We start from the raw sequence: 16,515 nt of genomic DNA, 5'->3' as shown, positions 1-16,515 counted from the left end.
GAACGAAAATTATTTTGTGACATTTGAAAGTCTTTCTGTTGAGCATTCGCAATATGAAAGATTAGATAAACGCAAAACAATAAAAATAGCTGTTGACTAACAACTTACATCACGAGTCAGAGCCTCTATATTATTGTGACCGGCTTCAACCTGCGAACGAGTTAAATTTTCAACGCGATCGAGCAAAACTACTTGCATTCCCAAGACTGACTGGCTCATATTTGTATTGAGAGTCAGAAAAGTTCGATCGCAAACCTCTACCGATGGCAATAATTATGTTTGAATCAGGACAGATACTGCAAGAAAGATACCAATTACAAGAGCAGCTCGGACATACTGGTGCAGGTAGGCACACTTGGCTAGCTCTCGATCTCCATTCTCCACCACCGCACGAACAAGCGATCGTCAAATTACTGGCGTTCAGTCCCCAGATGCAGTGGGAAGAACTGAAATTATTTGAACGGGAAGCCAAAATCTTACAAAATCTCAATCATCCTTGCATTCCTCGCTACCGCGATTATTTTTCATTGGATAGACAAGCAGGTGGAGGTTTACCTTGGTTTGCTTTGGTACAGGACTACATTCCCGGCGTTACGTTGCAAACACTTTTGGATAAGCGACACACTTTTTCGGAAGATGAAGTACGCCAAATTGCCGCAGAAGTTCTGGATATTCTCATTTATCTGCACGAATTGAATCCGCCCGTGTTGCACCGAGACATTAAGCCCAGCAACTTAATTTTGGCAGAAAACAAACAAGTTTATTTAGTTGATTTTGGTGCTGTGCAAGAAAAAGCCGCAGTGACGGGAATGACATTTACCGTTGTGGGAACTTGCGGTTATACGCCGATCGAGCAATTTTGGGGACGTTCTGTTCCCGCTTCGGATCTTTATGCTTTGGGTGCGACATTAATACACCTTTTGACTGGGACAGTTCCTACCGATTTACCCCATCAGGATTCGCGCATTCAGTTTGCCGATCGCGTTAATATAACTCCTAGCTTTGGGCGTTGGATTCATAAACTCACAGAACCGGCAGTGGAAAAACGCTTCCCATTCGCCCGCGAAGCTTTGCAAACACTTGCATCCGGGTTAGTTCCCGTTAATCCTCACAAAATCCGCCAGCCAAGAGAAACTTTGCAACGGCGCGAAAGTAGCGCCAAATTGGCTAAATCCAGTCAAGTGCGGGCAAACGCGATCGTTTTATCTGGCGGATTGGGATTAATTTTATTGGGAGGTTGCTTTACGATCGGCATCATGACTACCCTGTTCTTCGGCTATTCCGGCATCAGTGCTGCCATTCTCAACGCCCCAGCCGTGAAAATTTTTATCTTCACCCTCTACGTGCTTGCCTTCGCCTGTTTTGGCGGTGCAGCATCCCTAATCACGATTGCCTTGGGCGGTTTCCTAAAAATAATCAAGGATAGAAGAAATTAGAGCTTTTAATCTTGAGATTAATTAACATTTGGGCAAAGTGCGATCGCAAATGCTACTTTTGTGGCAAACATAGTAGTTAATTGTGTTTGCCTACGACAGGAAGAGCGGTACACCTACAGCACGCTAAGTCAACGCAGCGAGTATCATTATGAGCAACTTCCCTGATTTTTCTAGCCACGGCTATCAAATTGAACGAGAACTCGGCCACAATCGCGCCTGCGGTCGAGTCACGTACCTAGCGATCGATACAAAAACACATTTGCCGGTAGTCATAAAACAGTTTCAGTTTGCCCAATTCAATGCGAGTTGGTCGGACTACGACTCTGTGAATCGAGAAATTCAAATGCTGCGGCAACTGAATCATCCCAGCATTCCACGTTATCTCGATTCCTTCCAAACCACAGCGGGCTTTTGCTTGGTGCAGGAATACAAACAAGCGCCTTCTTTGGCGCATTCGGGTTTCTTTAATGTGGAAGAAATCAAGCAGATTGCTGCTGCTGTTTTGGAGGTTTTAATTTACCTGCAACAGCAAATCCCGGCGGTGATTCATCGCGACATTAAACCAGAAAATATTTTAGTCGATCGCAGTTACGATCGCGATCGCCTCAACGTTTACCTCGTCGATTTTGGCTTCGCCCGCAGCGGTAGCGGAGAAGTTGCCCTCAGCAGCGCAGTCAAAGGCACCTTGGGATTTATGCCCCCAGAACAGCTATTCAACCGCCAGCTGACAGAAGCCTCTGACCTCTACAGTTTGGGTGCTACCCTAATTTGCTTACTGACAAATACAAAATCAACAGAAATCGGCAACTTAATCGACGAAACTTACACCATCAACTTCAAACATCTGCTACCAAATCTAAGTCAGCAATTTATTAAATGGCTGGAAAAAATGGTAGCACCCAACCTCAAAAACCGATTTGCCAATGCCGCTGCTGCTTTGGTATCACTTCGACCGATCGATGTTGTCCGCAACAACACAACAGCAAGTTTGGCAAGTGCCGGCAAACCAAGTCGGGGAAAAACTTCGATCCATTTGACTATGTTCGCTTGCTTCCTCACCTTATGCAGCTCGAGCTTGCTAATGTTCACTTTATCTAATCATAAAAAGTTGGCAATTCCTCAAGATGGCTTCCGCCAGTTGCTGGTGACTAATGAATGTTTCCGGTGCGAACTAACTGGTGCTGACTTGAAACAAATTAACTTAAGCAATGCGAAGCTGGCATATGCCAAGTTAGACGGTGCCAACTTAACTGGTGCCAATCTCAGGTATGCTTATTTAGAGGGTGCCAATTTAGGAGATGCGAAATTAGCATACGCGAATTTAGGCGGCGCGAAGCTATCTTATGCTAATTTAGGCGGTGCGAATTTAATCGGTACCAAGCTATCTTATGCCAACTTGGAAGGTGCCAATTTATTAGGTGCAAAGTTAATCGGCGGTAAGCTTGGTTATGCCAATTTAGTCAGTACCAATTTAAGTAATGCCAATCTCACCGGTGCTTACCTATGGCGTGCCAAACTAGGCTATTCCTACTTAAATAATGCGAACTTGGAACGTGCCAAGTTAGAAGGTGCCCAACTGAACGATGCTAAACTTGAGGGTGCGGACTTGGCTGCTGCGGACTTAAGCGATGCCAATTTAGAACGTGCCGATTTAAGAGGTGCGGACTTGGAAAATGCCAACCTAGAGGGAGCAATTTTGGAAGAAACTAAGCTGTGGGGTGCTTATTTGGAAGGTGCCAATTTAGCTAATGCCGATCTTAATAATGCCGACCTCAGATCTGCTAATTTAAGCGGTGCTAATTTAAGTGGTGCTTATCTGCGCGGTGCTAATCTCCGAGGTGCCAATTTAATCGGTGCCAATCTCCAAGACGCTTATCTGGCAGATGCTAATTTGAAGGGTGCAACAATGCCCGATGGATCGGTTCATAAATAAATGGGGTTTCTCGATCGCTTATACCAAAATGAGCGGGTTATGAAACCCGCTCTTACTATTATAAATATGTGCGAAATTATGAGAGGAGGAAATATTAGATGATTTCGCTGAATAGGGGTGCAATTTTTTGTGCGATCGCATTTTGGGGAAATGAAAGTGCGATCGCACTCTGAAAGATTGAATTTGGCTCAATCTTTGAATATAATAGATTTAAGTTATAAAATTTACAGCCATAAGATTGATTTGAGCTAGCGCAGTAATAGGTAAACCATAGTATGAAGCTTTATAATTTCATCTCGGCTCAAATTCCTGACGAATTTTTTTGGCTGAATGAGCCAAAAACATATTTTTTAGATCGAGGTATTCATTTAATTACTAAATCAAAAACTGATTTTTGGCAAAGAACCCATTATGGCTTCAGGCGAGATGACGGTCACTGTTTATTAACCAATATTAAAGAGGATTTTTCCTTAAAAACGCGAGTTCAGTTTAACCCAAAATCGCAATACGACCAGTGCGGAATTATTGCCAGAATAGACAGTGAAAATTGGATAAAATGTTCAATTGAGTACGAAGATGATAAAATTAGTCGCCTTGGCTCAGTTGTCACAAATTATGGTTTTTCAGATTGGGCAACACAAGACATATCTTCCGATGTCAAGTCAGCGATGTATCGGCTTAGTAAGCGGGGTCAGGACTTTCTGCTTGAGTATTCACTGGATGGGAAAAAATGGCAACAAATGAGAATTGCTCACCTCCATGACTTTAAAGATTCTATCGATGTGGGAGTCTATGCGTGCAGTCCTATTGGTGAAGAATTTCAATGCAAATTTGACTTCATTGAAATTGACAAAAATAATTGGCATTATCAAGAAGCTAACGATTAAATGAGAGTGGTATAATTTCCGATTTGCTAAGTTAATTCTATCGCAACAAAATGAGGGCGATACGCGATACGCGCTGTCGCGCAGGAAAAGCGATCGCATACAGCACCCCACGCCAACGTCCTTTTCACAAGAGCAAACATCAAACGACCTTTCGCCTTTCGCCTTGACTTTTCAAGCCACAGATAGCGGCTGCTGCGGAATAGTTCTCGGTTGTGGCAGTGGTTTTCCTTCTGCTTCAAACCACTCAATTAAGGAAGCAATAACCTCTTGTCCATGCCTTGCAGCTTCTTCATAAGTTTGTCCATCTGTGCAAGGCTGCATCACCAACCCAACAAACTCTGGCAGAAACACCACAAAACAACCATCCTCATCCGACCATTGAATCACCATACTGTAGAGTGAGTTCATTCCTCAGAATCCTCCATTTCTTCTAGTTCTTTTCTTGCCGCATTCACCTGCTTTTCTAAATATAATGGGGCATCATCCCCATCTTTTCGAGCAATGACAATTGGCTGACTTAATAAGGGATGACTCCACACTTCATGACTACCCTTACCTTGTCGATAAGTAAATCCTGCATCCAAAAGTAACTTTTTCAGTTCTCTAATTTTTTTTGGCATCTATTTTCATTTGAACTGCCACTACTAAAGCCATTTTTAAATAGTTGTTAACCAGGGTAACATACAAAGTGAGGATATACTGCGATCGCATATAGCAAAAGGTATCTTGAATCAATTTGCTAATGGAGATTACCACATTGATTCAAGATTTAACACAAATCCTGGTAAAACATCTTCTCCAGATAAACTAACAGGAAATTCCAAAATTTCCACTTCTTGATCTTGGCGATAAATTTCTACTCGCCGCGAAGCTCGAACAATCAACCACCCCAAACGAGTAGCATTATCCATATACTCCTGCATTTTTTGTTGAGTTGCACTTAAACTGTCACTTGGCGAAAGTAATTCAACTACAAAATCAGGACAAAGGGGAAGAAATTTCTGCTGTTGTTCCGACGTTAAAGCATTCCAACGTTCTAAAGGTATCCAAGCTGCATCGGGAGAACGATCGGCACCATTTGGTAATTTAAAACCTGTGGAAGAGTCGAAAACCATACCGAGTTTACTTTGGTCGTTCCAAATCCAAACTTGTGCAGTTAGTCCAGCATTGCGGTTTCCCGTCTCTCCTCCTGTTGGTGGCATAATAATTAATTCTCCATTAGCATTGCGTTCAAATCTTAAATCGCGGTTATCCTGACATAGCTGGAAAAATTGCTCGTCTGTCAGTTTAATTATGGAATTGAAATTGACGGTTAAAGCATTCATATCAAAATTAACAACGTGAAAGTTTGCTGATTTTTGAATTTAAATCGTTAATCTTTCTGATGTTCAACATAAGAGCGCAGAACAGCATTCATCAAAGATTGATAACCTTTTCCTTGGCTTTTAAACCAATCTAACACATCGCTATCAACCCTGAGAGAAATAGCTTTTTTGGTGATGGGTTTTACCAGTTTGGCTTTTGACCAGAAATTCGCATCTAACTCAGGAATATCAGATGTATCAATGGCATCTTCTGGGATGTTTTGTAATTCTTCAAGTCGTTTTGGCGAGATACTCATAGTAGGTTTTTATTTCTTGTCGAGTGGCTTTTCTGGCAGAGATGATGCGGATAACTCCATTTCTTTCAGTATGCGCTACTGTGACGATAACGACACCCTGTATTGCGCCGATACTTATTTCTCGGATTTCTCCGTAGTCGAAACGCTCATCAATGGCGGTAAATACGATTCCGTCAAAGATTTCTTGAGCTTCTTCAAAACTAATGCCATGTTTCCTCAGATTTTGGGCGTTTTTGTCTTCATCCCATTCAAACAGCATGAATAAGTAGATACAAAATGTATCTACTTATAAGATAGCATAAACCTGATAGCTGCGATCGCGCAGGCTTCGCCAACCCACTTTGCCGAAAATAAGAGTGCGATCGCCTACAGCAGGCTACGCCAACGCATATAGGTCTAGTTCTCAATAGTGGGATGGGGCGATACGCGCTACGCGCAGGCTACGCCAACGCATCCCGCACCCTACGCCAACCCACTTTTCACAAGAACAAACATCAAACAACCTTTGCTTCAGGTATCGCACGACCTAACTCTTGTGCAGTTTCAATCCATTCTTGCATGATAACTTGTACATTTTGCAGCGCTTCCTGATAGGTTTCTCCATCAGCAGCACATCCTGGTAATTCTGGGACTTCGGCAATAAATGCCTCGTCTTTATTACTCCAGTAAAGAATTATTTCATAGTAGCGCATAATCTATATTCCATGCTATTATTTTTATGCTACTTTTTTACTTTAATCCAAATATTATTAATTTAACAATTTGTATAAGCTTAGTATAAGCAAAGCGAACAAATTCAATTTACTATTGTAACTATATGCCTAAAAATCAGGAAAAAAGAATTATAGTTTTTATTTGGCTAGGTAATTTCTTACTTATTTGGTATTTAATTTCTTTACATTTTTATTGGTTACCCCTACAAAGCATTGACTCAACGGAACTGACTCAAAAGGAACGCCTTGAACTAAGAAATCCAGTTCGTACAACTGCTGTTCAAGCTATAGGCGTGTTGATTCAATTTATAGGTGGGGCAGCAGTATTATTTACCTTTTACTTTACACAAAAAAATCTTAAGATTACACAGAAAAATCTTAAGATTGCTGAAAAAAACCTCCAAGCTACACAAGATAAACAAATTACTGAGCGTTTCACAAAAGCAATTGAACAACTTGGAAGCCAAGAACTATCTATGTGTTTAGGTGGAATATATGCTCTTGAAAGGATTGCTGAAGAGTCAGAAAGAGATAGTTGGCCTATTATGGAAGTTTTGGCTGCTTATGTTTGCTCCAAAGCTAAATATAGGAATAAAGGAAATAATATTCCTGCTATTCAAGCAATTTTAGATATTTTTAACAGATATAATAAACGCTACCGTAAGTATGAGGGGAAATACCTTAATTTGAAAAAAGTAAATCTTAGCAAAGATTTATTTGATGGAGTGGATTTCTATGGGCTTAATCTTAGTAATGCAGATTTCACAGATGCCAATTTAAGTAAAAGGCAGTTCATCCGTACAAATTTTATGTTTACCAATTTCACTAAGGCAGACCTTAGTAAAACCAAGTTTGAAGAAGTCAATTTTACTAACGCTAATCTTAGCGGGGCAAATTTAGAAAAGGCAGAGTTTAAAGAAGTCAATTTTACTAATGCTAATATTAGCGGCGCAAATTTAGAAAAGGCAGAATTTACAAATGTTAATTTCCAAAATGCAAACTTTAGTAATGCAAATCTAGTGGGAATGAAGCTATACTACGATCGAGCAGATTTTAGTGGTGCAAACTTTACTGATACCAAAATTGCTGACGTGGATAAATATACTAAGCAAATATATTTAACGACGCAAATTTGCCAAGCAGATTTTAAGAACACAGTCCTCAATAGAACAGATTTTCGTGGAGTAAATCTTATACGTGCTGATTTTAGAGGAGCAAAGCTCGAAAGGACAGACTTTAGAAATGCGATTCTCGATAATGCAAACTTTGAAAATGTTATTTTTGCCGGATCATACCTGCAAAATGTAAGCTTACGTGATGCAAATCTTAGTGGTGCAAACCTTCGCGGTGCCTATTTCATAAATGCAGATTTTGAAAACACAAACTTTAGTGAAGCAGACCTTGCAAACGCAGACTTTACAGGAGCAAAAAATCTTACTCAACAGCAAATTAAAGCTGCTAGATCTTGGAAAGAGGCCAAATTCGATTTTATGGTAAGCTGAGAGAGGAAATAGAAATACCTGCGGACAGTTTCTCTCATCCAATTCAAAATTAGCAATTTGCCATAATTATAAGTAAAGTAATCTTCACTATTAAAGTGAGGGAAACCGAACTCAACACTTTTTTATTGAGCCTACTATATATAATAGTTCCTCCAACTAGGTAAAGTATGCTAGGCTCAATAAGTAAATATATTGGTGTCGATTCAAAAATATTCGCGCAAACAGGAGCTTTTGATGCAATTCTTGATGTGGATTCAAAGCTATTTATCGATCCACATCTGCTTAAGTCAACTCAAGCTCCTGAGTTGAGTGGATCTTATGGAAAGTTTTGCAAGAGATTTGAGCATATTCTTAAATTATTAGCTAATTCCCGGCACATTAATGATGTTTTATGGAAAGAAGCTGACCGCAAGTTTACCTTTAGTGAAGTTCAAGGTTTGTGCATAGGTTACTGTTTATCAGGTACTTCTGGTAGTGGAATGGGAGTTGGCATAAGAACTAATACGCTAAATTTAGCTAAACAAATAGTTGATTTAGGTATCAATGATCCTGAAATATTTGAACTGATGGGTCTCTTTCAAGATGGCATAGGAGCAGATCGCATCAGCGATATGGTTGGCAGAATAATAGTGGATGACCTATTGGAATATTCTCGCCGCATCTTTTCTAACTTTGGACTAAGGATGCAAAAAACAGTTTTTGAAGGTCGAGTATATGAAGGAATTGTTAACCCAGTTAAGCCACATAATAATTCTCCTTTAATACTTTTACCAAAAGATATTTTGCGTGATGAACCAGTTGCATATTGTTGGGAAAACGCAGATAAAATTTTCACAACAAACAAGCAATTGAGGCAAAACCTTAACGCTGCTATCGGAAAGACTTGGAAAGAAGTAATAAGACGATTCAATAAAAAGAATTTGCGAGAGTTATTATTAGAAGATCCAGAGCTATTAAAAGATTTAATTGAAAATTATAAAAACAAACCATTTCAATCCTATAACTTTGATGCCGATATTAACGGCGAGATTGTCTGGTATGAAAAATCACAATATTACGTTCAAAATTATCCGCTTGAATCGATTTGTGATAAAAATTTAAAACCAGAAAATTTATTATCCAGCGTACTTTTAATATGCCAAAAGTTTAAAGATTTGATTGAAAAGTATGGTCTTTCTGAATTTTTCTACATAAAAAATTCTAAAGAAACTAGAAAAGAAAGTGCAGCCCAAAAATTGTTTTACGGAATTGCCTATGGCTATTCCTTAGACAGTAATTTAGTTTTAAATTTACAAAATAATACAGGCAGATTAGCTATAGAGTTTCAAACAAAACCAGGCAGAAAAAAGGTTTTAGTAGAAACAAAGCTTACTACAAACTCACGTAATATAAACTGGTTTAAAACCCAGATAGCAGACTTACAACAGGATGATGCCAATTATTGCAGAGTTTACATTTTTATTGATATTTTAGGAGGTTCAAGAGAAAGCTTTAAGGCGTTACAGGTAACACTAAGCAAAATATTGCCTGACCAAAAGAAACCTGAAGTTATATTTATAAATGCAAGACCAAAATATACCCGATAACCTCAATATTTGGGCAGGCATTTTGCCTGCCCCACAACTACTACTATTCTACCCCTTCAATCCGATCCTCGACCTCCTGATACAACTCTCTCAACATTTGCAAATTACTCTCACTCGTCTCCCAATAACCGCGACCGTTTACTTCCAACAAAGTGGAAACAACTTTGCGGAAAGAATGAGGATTCAGATTCATCAAGCGATTCCGCATTTCCTCATCTTTGATAAACGTGCTGTTAGTATCCTCGTAAATCCAGTTATCGACAGCGCCAGCGGTTGCACTCCAACCCATCGTATTTACTAACCGTTTGGAGAGTTCGCGCACGCCTTCGTAACCGTGGGATAGCATACCTTCGTACCACTTGGGATTGAGTAGTTTGGTACGCGCATCTAAACGGACGGTTTCTGATAGCGTCCGTACTTGTGCGTTGGCGGTGGTGGTATCAGCAATATAGGATGCTGGGGTTTTGCCATCGCCGCGCAAGTTGGCTACGACTTTGGTGGGATCTGAATCGAAGTAGTGGGAAACATCGGTTAAGCTGATCTCGGAAGAATCGAGATTTTGGAATGTGACATCGGCAGATTTTAGTGCAGTTTCAAAAATCTTGCGCGACTGTTCCATCGTACCGGGACTATCGGATGTGAAAGCAAAGGATTTGCGAGTTAAGTACATTTCTTGTAACTCTTTTTCGCTTTCCCAAGTGCTGTTCTCTACTGCCAGGTTGATGTTAGAAGAATAGGAACCGGAAGCGTTAGAAAATACGCGAGTAGCAGCTTGCCGCAAGTTAATTCCCATTTCGGCAGCTTGTGCTAGTGCGTGTTTGCGAACGTAGTTCATTTCTAATGGTTCGTCTGCTTCCGCTGCCATCTTCACAGCTTGGTCGAGTAAGTTCATTTGGTTGATGAACAAATCGCGGAATACTCCGGAACAGTTAATGACAACATCAATCCGAGGACGACCTAATTCTGCTAAAGAAATTAGTTCGAGTTTGTTGACTCGTCCCAAAGCATCGGGTACTGGTTTTACTCCCACCATCCACATAATTTGGGCGAGGGATTCCCCGTAGGTTTTGATGTTGTCTGTTCCCCAGAGAACGCAAGCGATCGTCTCTGGCCAATTTCCAGTTTCTGCACGTTGCCGATCGAGCAATCTATCTACTACAATTTTCGCAGATTTCACCGCCGCCGCTGTGGGAATTGATTGCGGATCTAAAGCGTGAATGTTCTTACCAGTTGGCAATACATCCGGGTTGCGAATCGGGTCGCCACCCGGCCCAGGTAGAACATATTCGCCTTCCAAAGCTTTCAGCAATCCACCCAATTCGTTATCCGCACAAACTTGTTTCAGGCAGAATTCCAAATATTCAAACAGCGGTTTGATCGCTTCTGGATCGACTTTGGTGTAACCTGCTTTGTGCAATGCTTCGATCCAAGGTTCCTTCTTACCCATATTGAAGAAGTTGAGCTTGGAAACGAGGGAAACGCGACCGTCTGCATCGGTTTGTTCTTTCACCAAAGCGCTAACAGCGGCGCGGGTAGCTTGGGTGATGTCTTGCAATAGTTGCACATCTGACAAAACACCCTTGTCGTTGTTGCTGTAAATTTCGTCGATATTGCGATCGATACTATTGGCGATAATGCGAGGTAAACTCAGAATCTCTTCTTCTGCGCGATCGAGATTGGCAATATTCACCAAAGTTGCGATCGCTTCCTCTGCACTCGGAGGTTTCCCAATCACGTGCAAACCGCAAGGTAACAACCGCGATTCAATTTCCATCAACCGCCGATACACCAAACCGATCAGAGTATCCCGTTCCTCCGCAGTTAAATCTTTGGCATCTTTTTCCGGCAAATCGATATCTTTATCCAGATTCACCATCCGGCATTTATCCATGATGGTGTTCACAATCGGAATGCCGCGTCCGGTATCTTTCAAAGTTTGATAAGAGGCGATCAATTCGCTCAATTCTTGCAAACCTTTGTAAAGTCCGGCATTCTCTGCTGGTGGTGTCAGATAGCTGATCGTTTCCGCGTAGCTGCGACGCTTGGCGATCGTCGCTTCGCTGGGATTATTCGCCGCATAATAATAGATGTTGGGAATCTTGCCAATGAGAGAATCTGGATAGCATTCCCCAGACATTCCCATCTGCTTTCCTGGCATGAATTCCAACGAACCGTGAGTGCCGAAGTGCAGCACTGCATCCGCTTTCCAAATGCGTTCCAAATAAGTGTAGTAAGCGGCGAAACCGTGGTGCGGACTGGCAGAACGGGAGAACAGCAATCGCATCGGGTCGCCTTCATAACCGAATGTCGGTTGCACGCCGATAAACACATTGCCGAACTGTTTGCCGTAAATTAATAAGTTCTGTCCGTCGCTGTTCAGATGTCCGGGCGGTGGTCCCCAATTTTCTTCCAAACGTACTGAGTAGGGAGTTAATTCCTCATACTCAGGTACTGACATTTTGTAAGCGATATTTAATTCTGGGGTGCTGTATTGTGCTTGGGCATCGTGGATGACTTCCTGCATCAATTTTTCGGCTGATTCTGGCAATTCCGGTACATCGTAGCCGTTATTTTTGAGGGCTTTCATCACCTCGTAAATTGAGCCGAAAACATCGAGATAGGCAGCAGTTCCGACGTTGCCTTTATCGGGTGGGAAGCTGAAAACTGTGATCGCAACTTTCTTTTCCAATTTCGGTTTGCGACGCAAGTTAGCCCATTTGAGGGCGCGTTGGGCGATCGCTTCGATGCGGTCTTGCAGGGCGATCGCTTTCCCGGTTGCACCATCTCTTCCGGATAGTATAATCGGTTCGATCGCGCCATCCAATTCCGGAATTGCGATCTGCAAAGCTACTTGAATCGGGTGCAATCCCAAATCGCTATCTTGCCATTCTTCGGTTGTTTGGAACACCAAAGGTAAGGCAACCATGTAAGGACGATTCAAGCGTTTGAGCGAATCAATTGCTTTCGGATGGTCTTGTCTTGCTGGGCCACCCACCAAGGCGAAACCTGTCAGTGAAACTACGGTATCTACCAAAGCAGTCTTGGTAGTTGCATTGTAGAAATACGTATCCACCGGTTTGGCGAAATCCAACCCACCTGCAAACACAGAAATTACCCGTGCGCCCATCGCTTCCAATTCCTGCACCATCGCCACATAATGTGCATCATCGCGGGTGACGAGGTGGGTGCGCTGCAACACCAAACCAACGCAGGGTGCTAAGGGATCTTTGAGATCGGCGGGAATATCGTTGCGGCTGTTATACCAGTTAAAGTATTCCTTGACATCCTCAAACATTGTCGGTGCTAAGGGATGCCAGATGCCCATGTCCGGATAGGTGACGGGATCTTGGAATTGGACTTTCTGTTGTCCCTTGAGAACGTATTTGTCTGCTAGCATCAGCAGGAAGTTTTCCAGGTTCTCGGAGGAACCGCCCAACCAGTACTGGAAGCTGAGCATGAAGTTGCGGGCATCCTGCGCTTTGTCCATTGGCAGGTATTTCAGGACTTTGGGCAGGGTTTGCAGCAGTTTCAGCATTCCGTCTTGGAAACCGGAACCGGATTTTTCCTTGCGTTTCCGCATGAATTGGGCGATCGCACTTTTCGATTGGCCCAGCTGCGCCATCGAGAAGCTGCCCATTTTGTTCAGCCGCATCACCTGGGGCATGGAGGGGAAGACAACGGCGACATCCAGCTTGTCCCGGTGCGGTTCCACTGCGGCTACGACCTTTTCCGCTAAGTCCTCAATGAATATCAGCGAAGCAATAAAAACATCGGCAGAGGCGACATCCCGCTTGAAGTCGTCGTAGTTGTCGCGATCGCGCAGTTCTTCGATCAAATAGCCGCTGATTTCGATCGCTAAATTCGGGTTGTTTTCGTTTATCGAGCGAACCGCCGCTGATAGGGCGCTCTGATATTGCGGCTCTAACACGACATAGACCACCTTAATCAAAGAGCGCCCTTGCAGGTTGTCAGGCTTAATGTGTCGAATGGTGGACTTGACGTGGGTGAACATTCAGTTAGGCTCCTTATGATGCGGTAGATTCCTCAGTCAATTGTTGGATGCGGTGGCATCGGTCAGATCGTCCCCAGTGTTGGCGGTTGAGCTTGACACCTCACACCCAACACAAAAGACCCCAGAGTCGCTCAAAGCGTCGCTCTTGGTGCCGATCGCTCAAAGTGGCTTATGTGTTGTTTTACCAGAAAACGCTTATCAGATGCGGGTTTTGGCCCTTATCTGACACAATTTGATAACAAATTCGCAATATTTTTTTACAATACTTGACATTTTTGACAGTATGTACTTCAATTTTATTGGCGCTAGGTAAACTTAATATCTTTGCATAAAAAAATTGACAATAGCCACAAGTTGAGCGATTATTTTAAATTTTGATAAACTTTGTAGTTAATTATTTACTCTGTACTTACATAAAATTTATATCAGCACCATTAAACCAATAATATACTTGATCGAGGCAAGCATCTTAAAATCACCAACCATACTTTCACAGACATGAAGATGCCCTTATCCAACCGAATATTAGTGCCTCAATTATAGCTGGAGGGAGATTAACATGAGTTTTGCGATCTTCAACGAGAGTTTCTACCTTGAAAATTATGCCGATGTCAGAGAGGCTGTCGCATCTGGACTTTTTAGTTCTGGTTTGCAGCATTTTCAACAGTTTGGTGTAGTAGAAGGACGTACTTTAATATCTCCATCCTTTGATGAAGCAACTTATCTGGCTAGAAATGCCGATGTAGCGGAAGCAGTTCGAGTTGGACTTTTCCGATCTGGGTTGCAACATTTCATCGTTTTCGGAGAAGCAGAAGGTCGTTCTGGAACTCCTGCCGCAGGCCCAGACCCAGTTAATTTTTTTAACGAAAAGGCTTACTTAACAAACAACCTCGATGTTTCTGAAGCAGTTAGGCTTGGCAAATTAAAGTCCGGTTTGGAACACTACCAAAAGTTTGGACAGTTTGAGGGAAGAACGGGTTATTTCAATGCTTCCAGCGCTAGCGATGTCATCACTGCCTTTGGTAGCAAAACTCAGATTTATGGAGTTGCTATTTCTAGTGTAGTGGGAGACATTAATAGTGCTACATACGATGTGAGGATTACAAGCAAGGGTGATGGAGAAATCGATACCCTGGTTGGCAGTTCCGGATCGGATCAGTTTGTTGTGGGAGTCGGTCGCACTACCAGCAGCACCGCTACAAATAGCTACCAATCTTTCTATCTAAATTCTAAGGATATCGGCACTAACGATTACGCTCTTATTCGTAATTTCGAGAAAGGCAAAGACACGATCGTACTTGGCGGTACACCAAATCAATTTACTTTGGTTCCCAATGGTTTTGGCGGTGACTATTTAATTTATACCGCCTCCAACAGCAATTTAGGCAAACAAAACGATTTGGTTGCTGTTATAGAAGGAAATCCGGATTTAGCACTACTCAACCCATCAGACGCTGTGAAAAGCGGGTTTACTCTCTTGGGTTAAAATTTGCAAAAAAGGGGCGGTAATCCGCCCCTTGTGTTAACTAAACCCTTCTACTTGGTGGCAATGATGATTCCGTGAGGAGTCCAAGCATTGCAGTCAATACGCTCCATTTTTGTGAAGCCGGCATCTCGCAGGCATTTTTCGTGATCTGCCCAGGAGTAAATCATACCGCCTGTAGCGGGAAGCGCCATAAAGTAAGGTGAGTCGAGTGCCGCCATTACAGGGCCATCTTCGTCATCCGAGGAGATGGAGTTGAAGATGATGACCGAACCACCTGGTTCGAGTGCTTCATAAGCTTTACGAAGCAAGAATGTATTTTCTTCTAATGTCCATATGACTAGCACATGGATAAACATGAAACAATCATGGCCCTTGGGAAACTCGTCAACGAAGATATCAACGCCACGAACGTGAATGCGATCGGTCAGTCCGTGTGCATCGATTTTCTTTTGTGCGATCGGACAGCTAGCAGGAATTTCCAGCAGGGTGATATCCACGTTCGGATAAGCAGCAGCTACAGTTGTGGCGTTGGTAGCATCCCCACCGCTCACATCTACTACCTTCTGGAATTTGGAAAAGTCAACATTTTTGATCAACAATGGATTGGCCAACCTCGACCAAGAACCCATGTAGTTGTAGAATACCTTTTCGATTTCTGGGTGTTCGATAAAGCGATGGTAGAGATCTGGCCCTTCTCCTGGGAACTGTCTCAACCCCACGTTGCGATTTTGGCGCAAAGACTCGACAAAATCTAGCTGTCCTACATAAACAATGCGAGCCTCAAATAGCACGGTATCGTAAAATTCTTGCCAAATGCCATCCACAAACAGCATTTGCATTACAAAACTATTCCGGTATGTATCGCCCTCTTTAATAACAAGTTTTAGAGCAGTTAAACCTAGCATTAAACACTTAGTCGGATATGCTTCTAGGTTCAGCCGATCGCCAATTTCTTCTTTTGTGATATCCGGTTCCTTAGAGAGCAATTCAAATACTCCCAACTCGCAACCTGCATAGAGATATTGGAAAGCAGCGTGACCGAAAAGCAACATAGTCAAGTCGCTCATTTTTAAGGAATCTCTGTTTTCCTTAAGCAACCTGAGTGTTTCCCCATCTACAGATGTTTTTTGAGAATTCGCTACATCCAAAAAGTTAAGTAAAGTCGTCATATTTACTTCTATCCTTTGTCTTCTCTATTTGGGGAAGGTTTGGGCTGAAATAGTCATACCTAATCGTTTTTAAAGACTCTTGATAAAGATATTTAATTGAGTCATCGATTGGCTCGTTTAGGTATCATTGTTGACTATCATTGCACCCTATTTTTAGATCCGTCAATAGT

At 42.2% G+C, this 16,515-nt stretch carries 16 protein-coding genes; 6 read left to right on the top strand and 10 right to left on the bottom strand.

From position 1 onward, the window contains the following. Positions 1-96: 96 nt before the first annotated feature. The gene (locus H6S82_RS03220; RefSeq protein WP_190469513.1) at positions 97-270 is read right to left on the bottom strand and encodes a hypothetical protein; all 174 of its coding nucleotides are present in this window, start codon (positions 268-270) and stop codon (positions 97-99) included. On the opposite strand from H6S82_RS03220, the gene H6S82_RS03215 reads away from it, so the two are divergent. From H6S82_RS03215 to H6S82_RS03205, 3 genes are all read left to right on the top strand, one after another. Beyond that, complete coding sequence (locus H6S82_RS03215) at positions 264-1,436, top strand: serine/threonine-protein kinase (RefSeq protein WP_322111960.1); 1,173 nt, start codon at positions 264-266, stop codon at positions 1,434-1,436. The two genes, H6S82_RS03220 and H6S82_RS03215, sit on opposite strands and share 7 nt — an antisense overlap. A gap of 148 nt (positions 1,437-1,584) precedes the next feature. Next, the gene (locus tag H6S82_RS03210; RefSeq protein ID WP_190469516.1) at positions 1,585-3,369 is read left to right on the top strand and encodes a serine/threonine-protein kinase; all 1,785 of its coding nucleotides are present in this window, start codon (positions 1,585-1,587) and stop codon (positions 3,367-3,369) included. Between the two features lie 275 nt (positions 3,370-3,644). Further along, entirely contained in the window at positions 3,645-4,256 is a 612-nt protein-coding gene (locus H6S82_RS03205) for a DUF1349 domain-containing protein (protein ID WP_190469519.1), read from the top strand. Between the two features lie 171 nt (positions 4,257-4,427). Here the strand turns inward: H6S82_RS03205 and H6S82_RS03200 are convergent, their stop codons facing one another. The 7 genes from H6S82_RS03200 to H6S82_RS03170 all read right to left on the bottom strand — a co-directional run bounded on the left by H6S82_RS03200 (position 4,428) and on the right by H6S82_RS03170 (position 6,569). After that, positions 4,428-4,664 (bottom strand): type II toxin-antitoxin system HicB family antitoxin, encoded by a 237-nt coding sequence (locus H6S82_RS03200; protein ID WP_190469524.1) that lies wholly within the window; start codon positions 4,662-4,664, stop codon positions 4,428-4,430. Then, positions 4,661-4,876, bottom strand: coding sequence for a type II toxin-antitoxin system HicA family toxin (locus H6S82_RS03195; protein ID WP_190469528.1), 216 nt, complete (start codon positions 4,874-4,876; stop codon positions 4,661-4,663). The genes H6S82_RS03200 and H6S82_RS03195 overlap by 4 nt, the downstream gene beginning before the upstream one ends. Continuing rightward, complete coding sequence (locus H6S82_RS03190) at positions 4,860-5,012, bottom strand: hypothetical protein (RefSeq protein ID WP_190469530.1); 153 nt, start codon at positions 5,010-5,012, stop codon at positions 4,860-4,862. Before H6S82_RS03190 ends, H6S82_RS03195 begins: the two co-directional genes overlap by 17 nt. Continuing rightward, positions 5,006-5,581 carry a Uma2 family endonuclease gene (locus H6S82_RS03185; RefSeq protein ID WP_190469534.1) on the bottom strand — a complete coding sequence of 192 codons (576 nt, stop codon included), beginning with the start codon at positions 5,579-5,581 and terminating at the stop codon, positions 5,006-5,008. The genes H6S82_RS03190 and H6S82_RS03185 overlap by 7 nt, the downstream gene beginning before the upstream one ends. 47 nt (positions 5,582-5,628) lie before the next feature. After that, a complete protein-coding gene (locus H6S82_RS03180; RefSeq protein WP_190469537.1) occupies positions 5,629-5,877 on the bottom strand; it encodes a BrnA antitoxin family protein in 249 nt (82 codons plus the stop codon). After that, a complete protein-coding gene (locus H6S82_RS03175) occupies positions 5,852-6,136 on the bottom strand; it encodes a BrnT family toxin (RefSeq protein ID WP_190469540.1) in 285 nt (94 codons plus the stop codon). Before H6S82_RS03175 ends, H6S82_RS03180 begins: the two co-directional genes overlap by 26 nt. A 235-nt stretch (positions 6,137-6,371) precedes the next feature. Further along, positions 6,372-6,569, bottom strand: coding sequence for a type II toxin-antitoxin system HicB family antitoxin (locus H6S82_RS03170; protein ID WP_199315442.1), 198 nt, complete (start codon positions 6,567-6,569; stop codon positions 6,372-6,374). A gap of 125 nt (positions 6,570-6,694) precedes the next feature. Between H6S82_RS03170 and H6S82_RS03165 the strand changes: the two genes are divergently transcribed. Both H6S82_RS03165 and H6S82_RS03160 read left to right on the top strand, forming a co-directional pair. Beyond that, positions 6,695-8,092: a pentapeptide repeat-containing protein gene (locus tag H6S82_RS03165; RefSeq protein ID WP_190469543.1), complete on the top strand. Its 1,398-nt coding sequence runs from the start codon at positions 6,695-6,697 to the stop codon at positions 8,090-8,092. Positions 8,093-8,259: 167 nt separating this feature from the next. Continuing rightward, positions 8,260-9,678 carry a hypothetical protein gene (locus H6S82_RS03160; RefSeq protein ID WP_190469546.1) on the top strand — a complete coding sequence of 473 codons (1,419 nt, stop codon included), beginning with the start codon at positions 8,260-8,262 and terminating at the stop codon, positions 9,676-9,678. Positions 9,679-9,721: 43 nt separating this feature from the next. Here the strand turns inward: H6S82_RS03160 and H6S82_RS03155 are convergent, their stop codons facing one another. Next, a complete protein-coding gene (locus H6S82_RS03155; protein ID WP_190469549.1) occupies positions 9,722-13,690 on the bottom strand; it encodes a magnesium chelatase subunit H in 3,969 nt (1,322 codons plus the stop codon). Between the two features lie 559 nt (positions 13,691-14,249). Between H6S82_RS03155 and H6S82_RS03150 the strand changes: the two genes are divergently transcribed. Then, the gene (locus H6S82_RS03150) at positions 14,250-15,176 is read left to right on the top strand and encodes a hypothetical protein (protein ID WP_190469552.1); all 927 of its coding nucleotides are present in this window, start codon (positions 14,250-14,252) and stop codon (positions 15,174-15,176) included. Between the two features lie 50 nt (positions 15,177-15,226). Here the strand turns inward: H6S82_RS03150 and H6S82_RS03145 are convergent, their stop codons facing one another. Then, positions 15,227-16,345, bottom strand: coding sequence for a methyltransferase (locus H6S82_RS03145; protein WP_190469555.1), 1,119 nt, complete (start codon positions 16,343-16,345; stop codon positions 15,227-15,229). Between the last annotated feature and the right edge of the window lie 170 nt (positions 16,346-16,515).

This window comes from Planktothrix sp. FACHB-1355 (assembly GCF_014748295.1).
Lineage (GTDB): Bacteria > Cyanobacteriota > Cyanobacteriia > Cyanobacteriales > Aerosakkonemataceae > Aerosakkonema > Aerosakkonema funiforme_A.
Note: the sequence above shows the minus strand (reverse complement) of the source record. Positions and strands in the feature narration are given on the sequence as shown.